The following is a 16,078-nucleotide window of genomic DNA, read 5'->3' on the forward strand; positions in this document are numbered from 1 at the left end:
CGGAACCTGTCCGTGGCCGGGCGGGGTGGGCTGGCGGGACCGCAGGCGCCATGGATGGCGCCTACGAGCCTCCATGGATGGATCTACGGCGTGTCCCGCCAGCCCACCCCGCCCGGCCAACCCAGGGAATCAGAACGGCGACCCAGCCACGAGGGGCTCAGCCGTTGGCCGAATCCAGTAAAATCACCCGCATGAACGCCCCCACCTTCCCCTACGACACCGCGCGCCTGAGCGAACTGGCCCAGCTGCTGATCGACAACGTCCGTGAACTGGCCCAGGCCGGCTGGACCCCGGCCACCAGCAGCAACTTCTCCCACCGCCTGGACGACCGCCACGCCGCGATCACCGTCTCGGGCAAGGACAAGGGCCGCCTGATCGAGGACGACATCATGGTGGTGGATTTCGACGGCCAAGCCGTCGGCCGCCCGCTGCGCCCGTCCGCCGAAACCCTGCTGCACACCCAGCTGTACCGCCGCTTCCCCGACGTGGGCTGCGTGCTGCACACCCACTCCCCGGTGCAGACCATCGCCTCGCGCCTGTACGCGCCGCAGGGCCACATCCGGGTGGAAGGCTACGAACTGCTGAAGGCCTTCGCCGGCAACAGCACCCACGAAATGGCCATCGACATTCCGGTGTTCGCCAACACCCAGGACATGAACGTGCTGTCGGCCCAGGTCGACGACCTGCTGGACCGCCAGCCGCTGTGGGGCTACCTGATCGACGGCCACGGCCTGTACGCCTGGGGCCGCGACATGGCCGAAGCGCGCCGCCACATGGAAGCCTTCGAGTTCCTGCTGCACTGCGAACTGGAACTGCGCAAGCTGCGCGGCTGAACCATCGCGCACAGGCACATGCCCATTGGCCATCTGGCCACCGCCTGCACCCTGCTACCCTGTCTTTCCCCCGGAATGTTCAAGCTGCCGCCATGAGCCGACTGCGCATCTACGACGACACCCGCCCCGACTCGCCGCTGCTGGATACCCAGGACGGCGCGGTCATCGCTGCCGAACTGCAGAAGATCGGCGTTACCTTCGAGCGCTGGCAGGCCGCCGCGCCGGTTGCCCCGGGCGCCAGCCAGGATGAAGTGTTCGCCGCCTACCGCGCCGACATCGACCGTCTGGTGGCCGAACGTGGCTTCAAGAGCGTGGACGTGGCCTCGATCGCCCCGGACAACCCGAACCGCGCCGAGCTGCGTAAGAAGTTCCTGGACGAGCACTTCCACAAGGAAGACGAGGTGCGCTTCTTCGTCGCTGGCTCTGGCCTGTTCACCCTGCACGTGGGCGACAAGGTGTACGAGATCGAATGCGTGAAGGACGACCTGATCGCGGTGCCCGATGGCACCACGCACTGGTTCGACATGGGCGATGAACCCAGCTTCGTGGCGATCCGGTTCTTCACCGAGCCGGATGGCTGGGTCGGTCATTTCACCGGCACCGACATCGCGCAGAAGTTCCCCCGCTACATCCCCACCCAGGCGTCCTGATCCATGCAGCCCCGCGTCATCCTGACCGATATCGAAGGCACCACCAGCAGCATTTCGTTCGTCAAGAACGTGCTGTTCCCCTACGCCCGCCAGGCCCTGCCGGCGTTCGTGGCCGAACACGGCCAGCAACCGGAGATCCGCCGCTGGCTGGATGCGGTGGCCACCGAGATCGGTGGCGCCTGCCAGGACAGTCTGGTGGTGGAAACGCTGCAGGGCTGGATCGACCAGGACCGCAAGCACACCGCGCTGAAGGCGCTGCAGGGCGTGATCTGGGATACCGGCTACCGCCGTGGCGACTACACCGCGCACTTCTACCCGGAAGTGGCGCCGGTGCTGAAGGGCTGGCACGCCGCCGGCCTGCCGCTGTACGTGTATTCGTCCGGCTCGGTACCGGCGCAGAAGCTGTTCTTCGGCTTCAGCGACGCCGGCGACCTCAGCCCGCTGGTGTCGGGCTGGTTCGATACCGAAGTGGGCGGCAAGCGTGAAGCAGACAGCTACCGTCGCATCGTGCAGGCCATTGGCGTGCCGGCCGGCGAGATCCTGTTCCTGTCCGATGTGGTGGAAGAGCTGGACGCCGCGCGCGAAGCCGGGCTGCAGACCCGCCTGATCGATCGCCTGGACGATTACCCGCTGCCGCGCACCGGCCAGGCGGCGAACGGCCACGACCGCGTCGAGAATTTCCAGCAGATCCAGCTGTAACTGCAGAGGGTAGATGCCAACCTTGGTTGGCATATTTGGGGTGTGCCAACCAAGGTTGGCACCTACCAGAGCGGGATGCGCCCTCAACGGTCGTTGAGGGTCTTCACCTGCAACGCGCTGCGCAGCGCGGCCAGGTCCACCGGGCCACGCACGGCGACGTCGCGCGTCTCGCCCGGCAGCAGATCCAGCAGGTTGTCCTCCACCTGCACATCCAGCGCACCGAAGTCGATCCAGGCGGCACGCACATAAGCGCTGCTCTGCAGGCGCAGGCGGTAGTGATCGCCCTCGATCTCCAGCGTGGCCCGCAACGCCTGCGGCGGCAGCGTCTGCTCCCTGGCTTCAACGAAGCCCACCACCTGCCGCGCGCGCACCTTGCCGTCCTGCAGTAGTTCGAACACCGCCACGGTGCGCTTCGGGTCGGCGCCGGCCAGCAGCTCGCCATCGCCGAAGTCACCCACCGTCGTCACCCCGGCTGCCGCCAACGTCACCGCCGCCTCGCGACGGCGCAGCACTTTCCCATCCACGTCCATCACCCGCAGCCGCCACCGTGCATCCAGCGCGGCGCCGTCGTTGATCAGGCGCACGCGGGTGCGGCCTTCGTCACGCAGGGCCGCCAGGGTGACCGGCGCGAAGAAGCGACGCGCGGCAAAGTGCAGCGCCTTCCAGCGCCCGAAGTAATCCACGCTGGACCACGATGCACCCGGCCAGACATCGTTGAGCTGCCAGTACAGCGAGCCCATCGTGTACGGCCGCGAAGCGCGATGATGCAGCGCGGCCAGCGCAATGCCATCGGCCTGCATCGCCTGGCTCAGGTAGACGAAGTCCGCGAAATCCTTCGGCGTACCGTAGCCGCGCTCGATGTACTGCAGCAGGCGGCTGTTGCCTTCGCCGGCCATGAACTTCTGGTGGGCACGGATCACCGGGCTGTCGATGCGCTGCTCGGCACGGGTGGCCATCTGGTCCACCGTTGCCAGCGACGGCCAGGCCTGCAGGCCATACTCGGACATGAAGCGCGGCGTCTCCTGCAGGTACGCCTGCACCGGCAGCGCCGGGTTGCCCCAGACCTGCCAGTAGTGCTTGTCGCCGCGGGTGGAGTCGTTGGCTTTTTCATCCAGATCGTTGCTGGGCGAACTGGACCAGTACGGCACGCCCAGCCCCTCCTCGCCCACCACCTGGCGCAGGTCGTTGCCGAACAGATCGACATAGCCCTGCCAGACCCGCGCGGCGAACGCCGGATCGGCGGCTTTCAGGTCGCGTCCATGGCCCCAATCCTTCCACGCCGTCTCTTCTTCGTTGTTGCCACACCACAGCACGATGCTGGGGTGGTGGCGCAGGCGCCGCACGTTGTCGCGCGCTTCGGCCACCACGCTGGCGCGGAATGCAGGATCGTAGCCGGGCTGCATGCCACCACCGAACATGAAATCCTGCCAGACCAGCAGGCCCAGTTCGTCGGCGATATCGAAGAACGCATCGTCCTCGTAGTAGCCGCCGCCCCAGTTGCGCAGCATGTTCATGTTGGCATCGCGCGCGGCGGTCAACACCTGGCGCAGGCGTGCAACGTCCACGCGCGCCGGGAACGCATCGAACGGAATGACATTGGCCCCCTTGGCGAAGATCTCCACGCCATTGATGACGAAGGCGAAGCCCTGCCCGCCCTGGTCGTCGTGCTGTCGGCGCAGTTCCACCGTGCGCAGGCCGATGCGCTGCTCGCGCTGCAGTGCCGGGTCACCGCCGGCGCCCAACTGCGCGCGCACGGTATATCGGTCCTGCGCGCCCTGCCCCACCGGCCACCAGCGGCGCGGCGCGTCCAGTGCAACCGGAATCTCCACGCTGTTCTGGCCGGGCTGCACCAGCACCGTGCGCTGCACGGTGGCCACCACGCGGCCGTCGGGATCGCGCACCTGCACGTCCACCTTCGCCGAGCCGGCGGCACTGCCCTGCTCCACCTGCAGCAGCACGGCCAATCGCGCCTGCTGCGCGTCCAGCGCATCGGTACGCACGGCCAGATCGGTCAGGCGCTGCGCGTCCCAGGTCTGCAGATCAACGCCACGCCAGACACCGGCGGTCACGTAGCGCGGGCCCCAGTCCCAGCCGAAATGGTAGGCCGGCTTGCGCGCGAAGTTGCCTACCATCGCATCCTTGGGCTCATCGCCGTAGGGCGAGGGATAGTTGCCGGCAATCTTGTGCGGCATGGTCTGCACGCCCGGCAGCAGGGTGCGGATGGGCGAACGGAACACGATCTGCAGTTCATTGCCGCGGGGCCGCAGGCGCCCTTCCACACGTGCGCGCCAGGTGCGGTGCGCATTGTCGGCGCGCAGCAGCGGCTTGCCGTTCAAGCGCACCTCGGCATAGGTATCCAGGCCGTCGAAACGCAATTCGGCATGCGCCTTGGCCAGGGTCGCCGCGTCCACATCAAAGCGCGCGCGGTATTCCCACGCCGCCAGGCCGATCCACTGCAGCTCGGCCTCCGGCGCGCCCACGTAGGGGTCGCGGATCAGGCCATGGGCCAGCAGATCGGTGTGCACGCTGCCGGGCACGGCGGCGGTGCGCCACTGCTGCAGGCCGGGGTGCGCGGCACCCTGCGCGTCGCCGGGCAGCATGCGGAACTCCCAGTGCGCCTGCAGCGGTGCAGCAAGCGCGGGGAAACTGCCGAGCATCAACAACAGCAGGAGCAGACGGACAGCGAGGGGAAGACGATGCACGTGTGAGACTCCTGTTGTGTCCGCCGGGCATGGCCCGGCGCTACCCCATGCCACACGCCACGTTAGCGCCGGGCCGTGCCCGGCGAGCGCGCAGCGCGGCAGACCTCAACGAACGACGTTCAACACTTCGTAGCACGCGCCCATGGTGTGGTAATCCACCTTGCCGGCCGGGCTTTTCTCGTTGCTGTACTTGCGGTTGTCGGCATCCAGGATGCGGAACCAGGCGCCGTACTGGTGGTCGACGAAGTGCTCCCACGAATACGCCCACAGCCGGTCGTACCACTGCCAGTAGCGATCATCGCCGGTGCGCTGGGCCATCAGCGCGGCCGTGGCCAGGGTTTCGGCCTGCACCCAGAAGTACTTGTCGTCGTCGCAGACGAAGCTGTCGCCGCCGATCGGGGCACCGTCCATGCCCGGCTGGCGCCGCGATTCCGGTGCAAAGCCGTAGTACAGGCCGCCACGCGCTTCATCCCAGCTGCGCTCGACCGCCACATCGAACAGGTGCTCGGCGGTGGGCACCAGCCAATCGGCCTGCACGTGGCGGTCCAGGATCAGCAGCAGTTTGGCCCATTCGGTCTGGTGCCCCGGCTGGAAGCCCCACGGGCGGAACAGGTGCTTGGGGTCGTCCAGGTTGTAGTCCCAGTCGATTTCCCAGTTCGTGTCGTAGTGCTCCCACACCAGTCCGCCGGCCTTGGCGGCCTGGCGTCGGGTCATGTTGTCGGCCAGCTGCAGTGCGCGCTGCACGTAGCGCTGCTCGCCACTGGCCTCGAACGCGGCCAGCATCGCCTCGCACATGTGCATGTTGGCGTTCTGCCCACGATAACCGGTGAAGTTCCACTGGCCATCGGCTTCGTCCTTGTACAGACCGTGCCCGGCTTCCCAGAAGCGCGCTTCCAGCAGCTGCCAGGTTTCGTCCATCCACGCGCGGGCCTGCTCGATGCCGGCCTTCAGCGCACAGCTGTAGGCCAGCAGCACGAATGCCACGCCGTAGCAGTGGTTCATATCGTCCTCGACCTGGCCATCGCGCAGGGTCCAGGCATAGCCGCCCGTCGCAGGATTGCGATGCACCTCGCGCAGGTAGCGCACGCCATGCTCGACGGCATCGCGGTACTCGGCATTGCCAAACTCGCGGTACGCCATGGCGTAGTTGAAGACGAAGCGCGTGCTGCTGACCAGGTGGCGGTGGCCGGCATCGTAGACCGTGCCATCGTCCAGGAAGTAATGGAAGAAACCACCGTTGGGGTCGATGCAGCGCGGGTGGTAGAACGCCATCGTGTCGGCGATGTGCGCGCGCAGGAATTCGGCCGAGCGGAACTGCGGAACGAAGCGGGAGGCGGTCTGGGTCATGCGGAAAGTTCCTGGGTCTGCAGCAGGTGCTGCACTTCATCGAGCGAGGGCATGGCCGCGAAGGCGCCCTTGCGGGTGACCGCCAGCGCCCCGACGGCCGCACCGAAGCGCAGCGTTTCGGTGATCGCCTGCGGATCCTGGCAGAAGGCGGCGAAGCCGGCGCCGGCACCGCCGCGCTCCAGCAGGCCCACCAGCACGCCGCCCACGAAGGCATCGCCGGCGGCGGTGGTGTCGACCGTGGCCACATTGAAACTGGTGACCTGGCCCTGCTGCTGGCGGGTGTACCAGCGCAGCGTGGCGGCGCCATCGGTGACGATTACCCAGCGGGCCTGCGCGGCCAGCAGGCGCTGCAGCACGACCTGGTCACCTTCGGCACCGTGTGGCGCGGCCAGGTAGTCCAGCTCTTCGCGCGACAACTTCACCAGGTCGGCACGCTCCAGCGCCTGCCACAGGCGCGGCATGGGATCGGTGCCGGCCGGCCACAGCGCCGGGCGCAGGTTCAGGTCGAGGCTGACCACCGCACCGGCCGCGCGCGCACGCTCCATGCCAGCGAACGTGGCGGCAGCAATATCCGCTTCGGTCAGGCTGTTGGAGCACACATGGAAGCAGGCGGCACTATCGAAGCAGGCGCCCTGGAAATCGCTGTCACGGAACAGCAGGTCGGCCGCCGGCGGCCGATAGAAGCTGAAACTGCGCTCGCCGTGCGCGTCCAGCGCCACGAACGCCAGCGCGGTCTTGGCCGCGTCGGTGCGCACGATGTAGTCGGTGCCCACGCGGTGCTCGGCCAGGCTGTCAGCCAGGAAGTCGCCGAACATGTCCCGGCCCAGCATGCCCACGAACTGGGTCTGCGCGCCCAGCCGGGCAGCGGCCACCGCCACGTTGGCCGGCGCACCGCCGGCGTACTGCAGGAAGGCGCGCGGGGTGTCGGCCGAGGCCGGCGGCTGCGCTAGTAGATCGATCAAAATTTCGCCGAAGCAGACAATGGCACCCATTTCGGACTCAGCCTCCCTGCGGGCCGACGGCCGGCGGGCGCGAGCCCACCAGACCGTAGAAGATGATGTAGACGTAGCAGACCACCGGCAGCACGAAGCTCAGGTGCAGGCCAATGCGATCGGCCAGCATGCCCTGCAGCAGCGGAATGATCGCGCCACCGACGATGGCCATGATCAGCAGGCTGGACGCCTTGTTGGTCAGCGGACCCAGGCGTTCGATGGCCAACGAGAAGATGGTCGGGAACATGATGGAGTTGAACAGGCCGGTGGCCACGATGCCGTACAGCGCTACCTTGCCGCCCGAGCCCAGGGTGACCGCCAGCAGCACCACATTGGCCACCGCGAAGCCGGCCAGCAGACGGCGCGGCGAGAACTTGGCCAGCAGCCAGGCACCGGCGAAACGACCGACCATGGCGCAGCCCCAGTAGGCCGACACGTAATGGGTGGCCTGCTGTTCGCTCATGCCGCCGATCTCCGGCAGTGCCAGGTAGTTCACCATCAGGCTGCCGATGGACACTTCGGCACCGACGTAGAAGAAGATGGCCAGCACGCCGAACAGCACGTGCGGGTGCTTCAGCGCATCCAGCAGCGTGTGGTGGCTGGTGTCGGCCTGCTCGGTGGTTTCGGTCAGGCTGGGCAGGCGGAACAGGTAGACGAACACGGCCAGCAGCACCAGTGCGATCGCCAGGCCCACATACGGGCCCTGCACCGACTGCGCTTCCGCGGCGCGGTAGGCCAGCTGCTCGGCCATCGGCATCGCTTTGATCTCGTCACCGCTCTTCACCGCGGTGCTGAGGATAAGGAAACCGCCGAACAGCGGCGCCAGCGTGGTGCCCAGCGAGTTCAGCGCCTGCGCCAGGGTCAGGCGGCTGGAGGCGGTTTTTTCCGGACCCAGCAGCGCCACATACGGGTTGGCCGCCACCTGCAGCACGGTGATGCCGGTGGCCAGCACGAACAGCGAGGCCAGGAAGGCATCGTAGGTGCGTAGCGCGGCCGACGGCCAGAAGCCCAGCGCGCCCACACCGGCAATCAGCAGGCCGGCGATGATGCCCTTCTTGTAACCCAGCCGTGCCACCAGCCGACCGGCCGGCACCGACATCAGGAAGTACGCGCCGAAGAAGGTGAACTGCACCAGCATGGCGCGGGTGTAGTTCAGCTCGAACACCGCCTTCAGGTGCGGGATCAGCACATCGTTGAGGCTGGTCAGGAAGCCCCACATGAAGAAGATGGTGGTGGCCACCCACAGGGCCGCGCGGGCATTCATCACCGGCGCCTGGCTGCTGTTGGATCCCGATGGACGGGGCGTTGCGGAAATCGGCATGCGGTTCGCGCCTCGATGCGCGTGTAGGTCGTTGGTACGTGGAAGGGAAAAGGTCTTGGAAAATCAGTTGGGCCGCGCGGCACTGCTCTCGCGCACGCGCAGCTGCACCGGGGCGACGGTGCGCCGCGGCGGTGCATCGGGATCATCCAGGCGTTGCAGCAGCAAGGCGGCGGCCTGCCGGCCGCGCTCGCGCGGGTCGGCGGTCAGGGTGGTCAGCGGCGGCACGGCCACCGATGCCTCGGAAATATCGTCGAAACCGGTCACCGCGAAATCACCGCCCGGACGGATGCCGCGGGAGTTCAGGCCCAGCATCAGGCCCAGCGCGACGGTGTCGTTGTAGCAGACCGCAGCACTGGGACGATGGCCATCGGCGAACAGTTCGTCGGTGCGCGCGGCCGCTTCCAGGCGGTTCGGCGCAGACTCGATCATCCAGCCCGGCGGCAGCGCCAGGCCGGCCTCGGCCAGCGCCTGCTGGAAGCCGGCGCGGCGCTGGTGGCAGGAACTTGAATCGGCATGGCCACCGAAGAAGGCGATCTGCTGGTGGCCGCGCTCGATCAGGTGGCGGGTGGCCAGATAGGCACCGTGCTGGTTGTCCAGGGTCAGGAAGTCCCAGTCGGCCCCTTCCAGTTCACGGTTGAACAACAGCACGTTGGCGTTGGCGCCCAGCGCCTGGCGCAGCAGCGTGGCATCACTGCCCTCGGCCGGCGACAGGATCAGGCCCGCCGGGGTGTGCTCCATCAGCGTGGACAGCACCGCCTGCTGGCGCTGCGGCGATTCGCCCGTGCTGCCCAGCAGGGTGACATAGCCGCGCCCGCCCAGCGCCTCGTCCACGCCGGAGGCGAATTCGGCGAAGAACGGGTTGGACAGATCGTTGATGACCAGCGCGATGCTGCTGGAGGTCCGCCGGCGCAGGTTGGCCGCCGCACGGTTGTAGACGTAGCGCTGGCGCCGCAGCTCGGCTTCCACCTTGGCCCGGGTATCGACATTGACCAACGGACTGCCACGCAGCACCAGCGACACGGTGGCGCGCGACACGCCGATCGCACGGGCGATGTCGGTCACCGTCACCGCCTTGCCGGAACGCTTGCTGGAAGTGCCGTCGTTGTCGTTCATCGCTGTACCGGGCTCCTCGGGAGGGTCAAGCCTAATGGATCGGAGGCCATTCGTGCCGTGCCGTTCGCTGGTTGGCCGCGAACGGCACGACGATGGCTCAGCGCAGCACGCTGCCTGGTGCAGCGCACCATGACACCGGCAGATCCTTCACTGCCGTGCCCCAGCCCTGGATCGGGGCCTGTGCATCCAGTGCGAACTGCAGGCGCGGGCCCTGCTGCAGCTGGTTCCAGTCCAGCCAGACCGGCGCATGCGCACGGCCATCCAGCTGCACGCCCTGCACGTACTGCAGGCGGCGACCATCGGCTCCGGGCGCGTCGATGCGCAGCGTGCGGCCGTTGCCCATGTCCACTTCCACCTTGGAGAAACGCGGCGTGTGCAGCAGGAACTGGCCGCTGCCCGGCACTGCCGGGTACATGCCGATGGCACTGAACAGGTACCAGGCCGACATCGTGCCCAGGTCGTCATTGCCGGTGACGCCGTTGGGCGCGTTGGTGAACAGCTGCTGCGCCGCGCGCAGCACGTTGGCGGTCTTCCACGGCTGGCCGATCAGCGTGTACAGCCACGGCGCGTGCAGGTCCGGTTCGTTGTTGGGGTTGTAGCGGAACTGGTTGTAGTAGCTGTACGGCCCCACCACCCATTCCTTGCGCGCGGCCGTCAGCGGATCGGCCTGCAGCGCATCCATCGCGAAGAAGGCATCCAGGCGGCGGCCGGCCTGCTCGCGGCCGTCCATCGCTTCGACCAGGCCCGGCACGTCCTGCTGCGCCAGCCACTGGTACTGCCATGCGGTGCCTTCATGGAAGCCATGGTGCGAGCGCGGGCTGTAGTGGCCGTCGGCCGGGGTGTACCACTGGTTGTCTTCGGTACGCGGGCGCGGGAAGCCGGTGAAGCCGGTTTCGGCGTCGCGCACCTGCGGGTCCCACACCTTGCGCCAGTTGCGGCCGCGCTCACGCAGCGTGGCCGAGTCCTGCGCATGGCCCAGGCCGTCGGCCATCTGCGAAAGCGCGCAATCGGCCAATGCGTATTCCAGCGTGGCCGAGCCGCCGTGGTGCGGGTCCACGTCCATGCCCTTGGATGGGAAGGCGCGGTCGTAGACCACATAGCCCTTGTCCAGGTAGGTCGGGTTGCCCGAGCGACCAGCCATCCGCGAGTTCAGCGGCGGCGTGCCGAAGGCATTGCGGCGCAGCGCGTCCCAGGCCTGCGATTCCCGTCCCTTCAGCGCACCGAAGCGCCACAGGTCGACCATGAACGGGGTGACCGGATCGCCGGTCATGATGTTGGTTTCGAAGTTGGCATAGCCCCAGCGCGGCAGCCACCCGCCCTGCTCGTCGATGGCCAGCAGGGTGCGGCCGATATCACGCGCCACGTCCGGGCGGGTCAGCGCCAACCACTGGTTCTGCGCACGGTAGGTGTCCCACAGCGAGAAATACTCGTAGTAGGTCCAGCCATCGGCGCGGTGGACGCCATCGTCATAACCACGATAGCGGCCGTCGGCATCGCTGCCGGTCAGCGGCTGCAGCAGCGCGTGGTAGAGCGCGCTGTAGAACACGGTGCGGTCATCGCCCGTGCCGCCCTGCACGCGCACCCGCGCCAGCTGCTCGCGCCATTCCTGCTGAGAAAGCGCGCGCATGCGGTCGAAAGCGATCAGCGCCCCACCCTGCATGCCCTCGGCGCGCAGATTGGTGCGTGCACCTTCGGCATCCACGTGCGAGATCGCGCTGACCGCGGTGACCGACTGGCCCTTGGCCAGATCGAAGGTCAGCCAGGCACCGTTCGGCTTCTGCTCGCCTTCCATGCTGTGCCGCGCATTGGCCAGGCCACCGGCCTCGCCCCAGGTGCCGTGTGCCTTGAACGGGCGATCGAATTCAACCCGGAACCAGGTGGTGTACTGGTGCCCGCCACAGAAGCTCTTGGTAACCAGCTTGCCTTCCACCACACGGTCGCCGACCACGTCCACCACACTGCCGATCACCGAATGGCGCTCGTTGGCCTGGCCCACGTTCACCAGCACATGACCATCGCCAGTGCGCTGGCTGAAGGTGTAGCGCTCGGCCGCGGCGCGGGTGCGCGCGGTGGCTTCGGCATCGATACCGCCGTAGCTGGTCAGGCGCACCTTGTAATAGCCGGCCTGGCCCACTTCACCGTCGTGGGTGTAGTTGGCGGCATAGGCCTTGTGGTCGAACTGCTTCGGGTTGGCGATGTCGAAGTCGCCGCCCGGGCCGATGCTGCCGGTGACCGGCAGGATGGAGACCTGGCCGCCCTGTTCCCAGCAACCGGCGCCGGACAGGAAGGAATGGCCGAAGCCGCGGATCTTTTCGTCGTCGTAGCGCCAGCCCGAATAGTGGCTGCCGATCGGGCTGACCTGGATCAGGCCGAACGGTGCGGACGCGCCCGGGAAGGTATTGCCGTCATCCTTGCTGCCGATGAAGGTATTGACCTCGCGCTCGAGCGCAGCGGGTGCGGCCTGCAGCCACGGCGTGATGGCCAGGGCCAGCAGGCAGGCGGCGCGGGCCAGCGGCCGCGGGGACAGCGCCGGCAGGCGCAGGAGGGAACGACGGCGGGACAACCTGGTCACGGACAGGACTCCTTGGCGGCAGGGCGGCAGCGGGGGGCGGCCGCTGCGGCCGAACTCCCCGTTTCCATCGGTACAAATCCGCACCCCGGCGGATTTAGATCGATTGAAGTAAAGCAGGGAGCGCCCGCCCATGCATTCTGCGCCGCAGCAAAGAGGGGGTTTTCTTTTGCAGGGCTTGCAGCCCTGCACCTGCTGGGAGCCACGGCAACAGCAACGGCAAAAGCGGGCTTTCCGTGGGATGGCGGGGCGGTGTGGGCTGGCAGGACCGCAGGCGCCATGGATGGCGCCTACGAGCCCCCAGGGACGGGTTTACGGCGTGTCCTGCCAGCCCACACCGCCCCGCCCAACTCACAGAAAGCCAGAGCCGCCTTTGATCCTGCTTCGGCTTCGGCTTCGGCTCGAAAAGCAGGTGCAGGGCTGCAAGCCCTGCCGAACCACCCCTCCCCTTTTGCGCATGTAAACGATTCCAGCGCATTTCAGCGAAACATCATTCGGTAGACACGTCCCTGCAATATTGCGCAGCAGCATGCGCACACCCTCCAGCCATGCTAAAAATCGCCCCGCCATCGCTTAGATCGATCCAAGCGGATCCCATGGGATGGCCCGGCGTTGGGGACCGGCACAGGACGTACCCGAACTACAGCGCGCCGCCCAGGCAGCCGCGCGGCATCAGCAAAATCGGCACCGCAGATTAGATCGATTCAAGTTTCCGCGTCAGTCACCGGATCAATCCATGAGAGAGGGAGAGATGGCAATCAAGCATTCAACTCGTACGCACGGCCGCGACGCCTTGTCGTTCGCCGTCGCACTGGCCCTGGCCGCAGCCGTCGCGCCGACCGGCGCCGCTGCCCAGCAGGCCAGCGCACAACCGACCACCGGCAGCGCCGACGCCACCACGCTGGACAGCGTGCAGGTCACCGGCTACCGCTATGCGATCGAGAAGAGCCTGCAGCAGAAGCGCGACGCCAACGCCGTGGTCGAAGTGATCACCGCCGAGGACGTCGGCAAGTTCCCCGACAAGAACGTTGCCGATTCGCTGCAGCGCGTACCCGGCGTGGTCATCACCCGCGACGGCGGCGAAGGCAAGAGCGTCAGCGTGCGCGGCCTCGATCCCGACCTGACCCTGACCCAGTTGAACGGCAACTACATCGCCACCTCCGAAACCAATGACGAGGCCAGCCGTTCGTTCAACTACACCCTGCTGCCGTCGAACATGCTCTCCAGCGCCGAGCTGTTCAAATCGCCGGAAGCACGCATCGACGAAGGCGGCATCGGCGGCACGGTCATCCTGCACACCCGCCGCCCGCTGGAAATGGAATCCAACTCCGGCTACGTGACCCTGGAAGGCGTCTCCTCCGATACCCACCAGGATGTCGACCCGCAGGCGTCGGCGTTGTATTCGTGGCACAGCAAGGACGAACGCTTCGGCGTGCTGGTTGGCGTGACCCAGCAGAAGCGCACCAGCCGCACCATGGAAGTGACCACCGAGAACTACCAGTGGTACGGCACCGATGTCGATGCCCGTGATGTCAACGGCAACGCCCTCACCCAGGGCGGCATCAACTACTGGTGGGGCAACTCCGGCTTCAACGACCAGTTCGGGCGCAACTACAGCGACTTCTTCATGCCCACCTCGGTGAACTTCGCGGTGAAGGAAGAGAAGCGCGAGCGCAAGGGTGGCCAGCTGACCTTCCAGTTCAAGCCGGTCGACAACCTGACCCTGACCGCCAACTACTTCCGCTTCCAGCTGGACGGCGACTACACGCAGAACATGCTGAAGGTGCCCGAGTGGAACATGGCGCGCTACAACGGTGACGGCAACTGGGCCGGCGGCCGCCTGCTCAACGGCCTCAGCTTCGACCCCAGTGGCACCGTGGTCACCGGCGCACAGTTCGAAAAGCTGGCCGGCAAGACCTACTACTGCAGCGAAGACGAAGCGGCTGCCGCAGGCCTGGCCCCGGGTGGCTGGGGACCGGATGACTGCACCATTCCCACCCCGCAGCTGACCGGTGGTTACAGCCGCGAAAAGGCGCTCTCGCAGACCGCCGACCTGACCATCGACTGGGACATCAGCCCGCTGTGGAAGGCCTCCTTCAGCGGCGGCCGCACCTGGTCCGAGGGTGGCCCGTCGATGAACTTCCGCATGTCGGCCAAGCCGCGCCGCCGCGTCAACGGCGTGTGGGAATCGGGCAACCAGTACACCGCGTGGGACCTGACCGGCACCCCGTCGCTGACCGTCTCGCCGAACCTGCAGGAGGTGCTGATGAATGGCATCGCCGAGGTCGACACCGGTTCGACCGATTCGTCGTGGATGCAGACCGAGGTCGAGCAGAACCACTTCCAGGCCGATGTCACCAAGATGTTCGAAAGCGGCTGGCTGGACTCGATCCAGTTCGGCGCCAAGTACCGTGACGGCAAGGTCCACCGCAATACCGGCAACACCTACTGGGTCTGCCAGGGCGCCGACCCGGCCGACTATGACAGCCGCTACCAGGCGGGCTGTGACAACACTGCCGGCATCGCCCAGCCCGGCTTCTTCCTGTCCAACCCGATCAGCGGCATCGCCGGTGGCTTCAATGCGAATGTATTCCCGGGCATCAACTTCCCGTCCTACATCGACTATCTGAACAACACCTACGGTTCGTCGCACAACCGCGTTGAGGACGACTTCGTCTACAACGTCAACGAGAAGATCTACTCGGGCTATTTCCAGGCCAACTTCCGTACCGAGCGCCTGCGCGGCAACGTCGGCGTGCGCGTGGTGCGCACCAAGCAGTTCGCCCAGTCCAGCGACTCGATCGAACGCTTCAACGATTACTTCCTGGACAACGCCTCCGGCGCGCCGATGTCCTGCGATGATCCGGCGGCCGCCGCCTTCCCCACCTACGGCTGCGAGAGCGGCTTCGTGCGCCTGCCCGATGCCTTGGCACGCGAGAAGAGCTACGAGCTGATCGGTTCGGACCGCACCTACACCGACGTGCTGCCCAGCTTCAACATTGCCTGGGACATCACCGACAACCTGGTGCTGCGTGGCGCCGCGTCGAAGGTGGTGGCACGGCCGAGCTACACCAGCATCGCCGCACCCGGCAGCCTGAGCTACTACAGCCCCGAGTACGTCAATGACCGCCGCGTTGCCGGCGGTGCACCGACCGAAGGCTGGGCCGGCAGTGGCAGCAACAAGAACCTGGAAGCCTTCGAAGCGACCCAGTACGACCTGGGCGTGGAGTGGTACTTCATGCCGGGCGCGGTCGCCGGCGTCGGCCTGTTCCGCAAGGACATCAGCAACTTCACCGTGCCGATCGTGCGTGACGTGCAGATGGAAGTCGGCGGCGAAATGGTGACGGTGCAGAACTACAGCACCCAGGCCAACGGCCGCGATGCAGTGTCGCAGGGCGTGGAGCTGTACGGCCAGTACACCTTCGACTTCGGCCTGGGCGTGCAGGCCAACTACACCTACAACGACACCAACCTGGCCTCGATCGAGCTCAATGGCGAGAACCTGGGTGCATCGCCGCTGGTGGGCAGTGCCAAGAACCAGGCCAACCTGACGGTGTTCTACGAAACCGACCGGTTCCTGGCCCGCGCCTCGTACAACCGTCGCGGTGAAGTGGTCGGTGGCCTGGTCAACGGCATGACCCAGTACACCGAACCGTACGACCAGCTGGATCTGAACGTGGCCTACAACTTCACCGAAGCGCTGACCTTCACCGCCTCGGTGTTGAACGCCACCAAGTCGGAACAGCGCATCTACCTGGGCAACGACACCCAGTCGCGCCTGATCTCCAACCTGTATTCGGGCCGACAGATCTACTTCGGCGCGACCTACAAGTTCTAAGCGCTACCGGGGTC

Annotated in this window: 10 protein-coding genes; 4 read left to right on the plus strand and 6 right to left on the minus strand. The window is 66.8% G+C overall.

Features of this window, described 5'->3' with window-relative positions; all coding sequences use genetic code 11:
- Positions 1-191 precede the first annotated feature (191 nt).
- The 3 genes from AC06FA_RS08570 (at position 192) to mtnC (ending at position 2,182) form a co-directional block, all read left to right on the plus strand.
- Positions 192-833 carry a methylthioribulose 1-phosphate dehydratase gene (locus AC06FA_RS08570; protein WP_478067925.1) on the plus strand — a complete coding sequence of 214 codons (642 nt, stop codon included), beginning with the start codon at positions 192-194 and terminating at the stop codon, positions 831-833.
- A 92-nt stretch (positions 834-925) separates the two neighbouring features.
- Positions 926-1,483 carry a 1,2-dihydroxy-3-keto-5-methylthiopentene dioxygenase gene (locus AC06FA_RS08575; RefSeq protein ID WP_108756069.1) on the plus strand — a complete coding sequence of 186 codons (558 nt, stop codon included), beginning with the start codon at positions 926-928 and terminating at the stop codon, positions 1,481-1,483.
- A gap of 3 nt (positions 1,484-1,486) precedes the next feature.
- The gene (mtnC, locus tag AC06FA_RS08580; RefSeq protein ID WP_478067926.1) at positions 1,487-2,182 is read left to right on the plus strand and encodes an acireductone synthase; all 696 of its coding nucleotides are present in this window, start codon (positions 1,487-1,489) and stop codon (positions 2,180-2,182) included.
- An 83-nt stretch (positions 2,183-2,265) separates the two neighbouring features.
- On the opposite strand, the gene AC06FA_RS08585 is transcribed toward mtnC, so the two are convergent.
- The 6 genes from AC06FA_RS08585 to AC06FA_RS08610 all read right to left on the minus strand — a co-directional run bounded on the left by AC06FA_RS08585 (position 2,266) and on the right by AC06FA_RS08610 (position 12,220).
- Positions 2,266-4,884, minus strand: coding sequence for a beta-mannosidase (locus AC06FA_RS08585; RefSeq protein WP_478067927.1), 2,619 nt, complete (start codon positions 4,882-4,884; stop codon positions 2,266-2,268).
- 105 nt (positions 4,885-4,989) lie between these two features.
- The gene (locus AC06FA_RS08590) at positions 4,990-6,231 is read right to left on the minus strand and encodes an AGE family epimerase/isomerase (RefSeq protein ID WP_478067928.1); all 1,242 of its coding nucleotides are present in this window, start codon (positions 6,229-6,231) and stop codon (positions 4,990-4,992) included.
- Complete coding sequence (locus tag AC06FA_RS08595) at positions 6,228-7,223, minus strand: carbohydrate kinase family protein (protein ID WP_478067929.1); 996 nt, start codon at positions 7,221-7,223, stop codon at positions 6,228-6,230. The genes AC06FA_RS08590 and AC06FA_RS08595 overlap by 4 nt, the downstream gene beginning before the upstream one ends.
- Before the next feature lie 7 nt (positions 7,224-7,230).
- Positions 7,231-8,487: an L-fucose:H+ symporter permease gene (gene fucP / locus AC06FA_RS08600; protein WP_478067930.1), complete on the minus strand. Its 1,257-nt coding sequence runs from the start codon at positions 8,485-8,487 to the stop codon at positions 7,231-7,233.
- A gap of 120 nt (positions 8,488-8,607) precedes the next feature.
- Entirely contained in the window at positions 8,608-9,657 is a 1,050-nt protein-coding gene (locus tag AC06FA_RS08605) for a LacI family DNA-binding transcriptional regulator (protein WP_108761881.1), read from the minus strand.
- Positions 9,658-9,754: 97 nt separating this feature from the next.
- Positions 9,755-12,220 (minus strand): GH92 family glycosyl hydrolase, encoded by a 2,466-nt coding sequence (locus AC06FA_RS08610; RefSeq protein WP_478067963.1) that lies wholly within the window; start codon positions 12,218-12,220, stop codon positions 9,755-9,757.
- A 757-nt stretch (positions 12,221-12,977) separates the two neighbouring features.
- Between AC06FA_RS08610 and AC06FA_RS08615 the strand changes: the two genes are divergently transcribed.
- Positions 12,978-16,064 (plus strand): TonB-dependent receptor, encoded by a 3,087-nt coding sequence (locus AC06FA_RS08615; protein ID WP_478067931.1) that lies wholly within the window; start codon positions 12,978-12,980, stop codon positions 16,062-16,064.
- The last annotated feature ends 14 nt before the right edge of the window (positions 16,065-16,078 follow it).

This window comes from Stenotrophomonas sp. Steno-C17 (assembly GCF_056393165.1).

Coding starts and splice junctions, on each gene's coding strand:
- AC06FA_RS08570 (WP_478067925.1), top strand. CDS start 192: ATGAACGCCCCCACCTTCCCCTACGACACCGCGCGCCTGAGCGAACTG.
- AC06FA_RS08575 (WP_108756069.1), top strand. CDS start 926: ATGAGCCGACTGCGCATCTACGACGACACCCGCCCCGACTCGCCGCTG.
- mtnC (WP_478067926.1), top strand. CDS start 1,487: ATGCAGCCCCGCGTCATCCTGACCGATATCGAAGGCACCACCAGCAGC.
- AC06FA_RS08590 (WP_478067928.1), bottom strand. CDS start 6,231: ATGACCCAGACCGCCTCCCGCTTCGTTCCGCAGTTCCGCTCGGCCGAA.
- AC06FA_RS08595 (WP_478067929.1), bottom strand. CDS start 7,223: ATGGGTGCCATTGTCTGCTTCGGCGAAATTTTGATCGATCTACTAGCG.
- fucP (WP_478067930.1), bottom strand. CDS start 8,487: ATGAATGCCCGCGCGGCCCTGTGGGTGGCCACCACCATCTTCTTCATG.
- AC06FA_RS08605 (WP_108761881.1), bottom strand. CDS start 9,657: ATGAACGACAACGACGGCACTTCCAGCAAGCGTTCCGGCAAGGCGGTG.
- AC06FA_RS08615 (WP_478067931.1), top strand. CDS start 12,978: ATGGCAATCAAGCATTCAACTCGTACGCACGGCCGCGACGCCTTGTCG.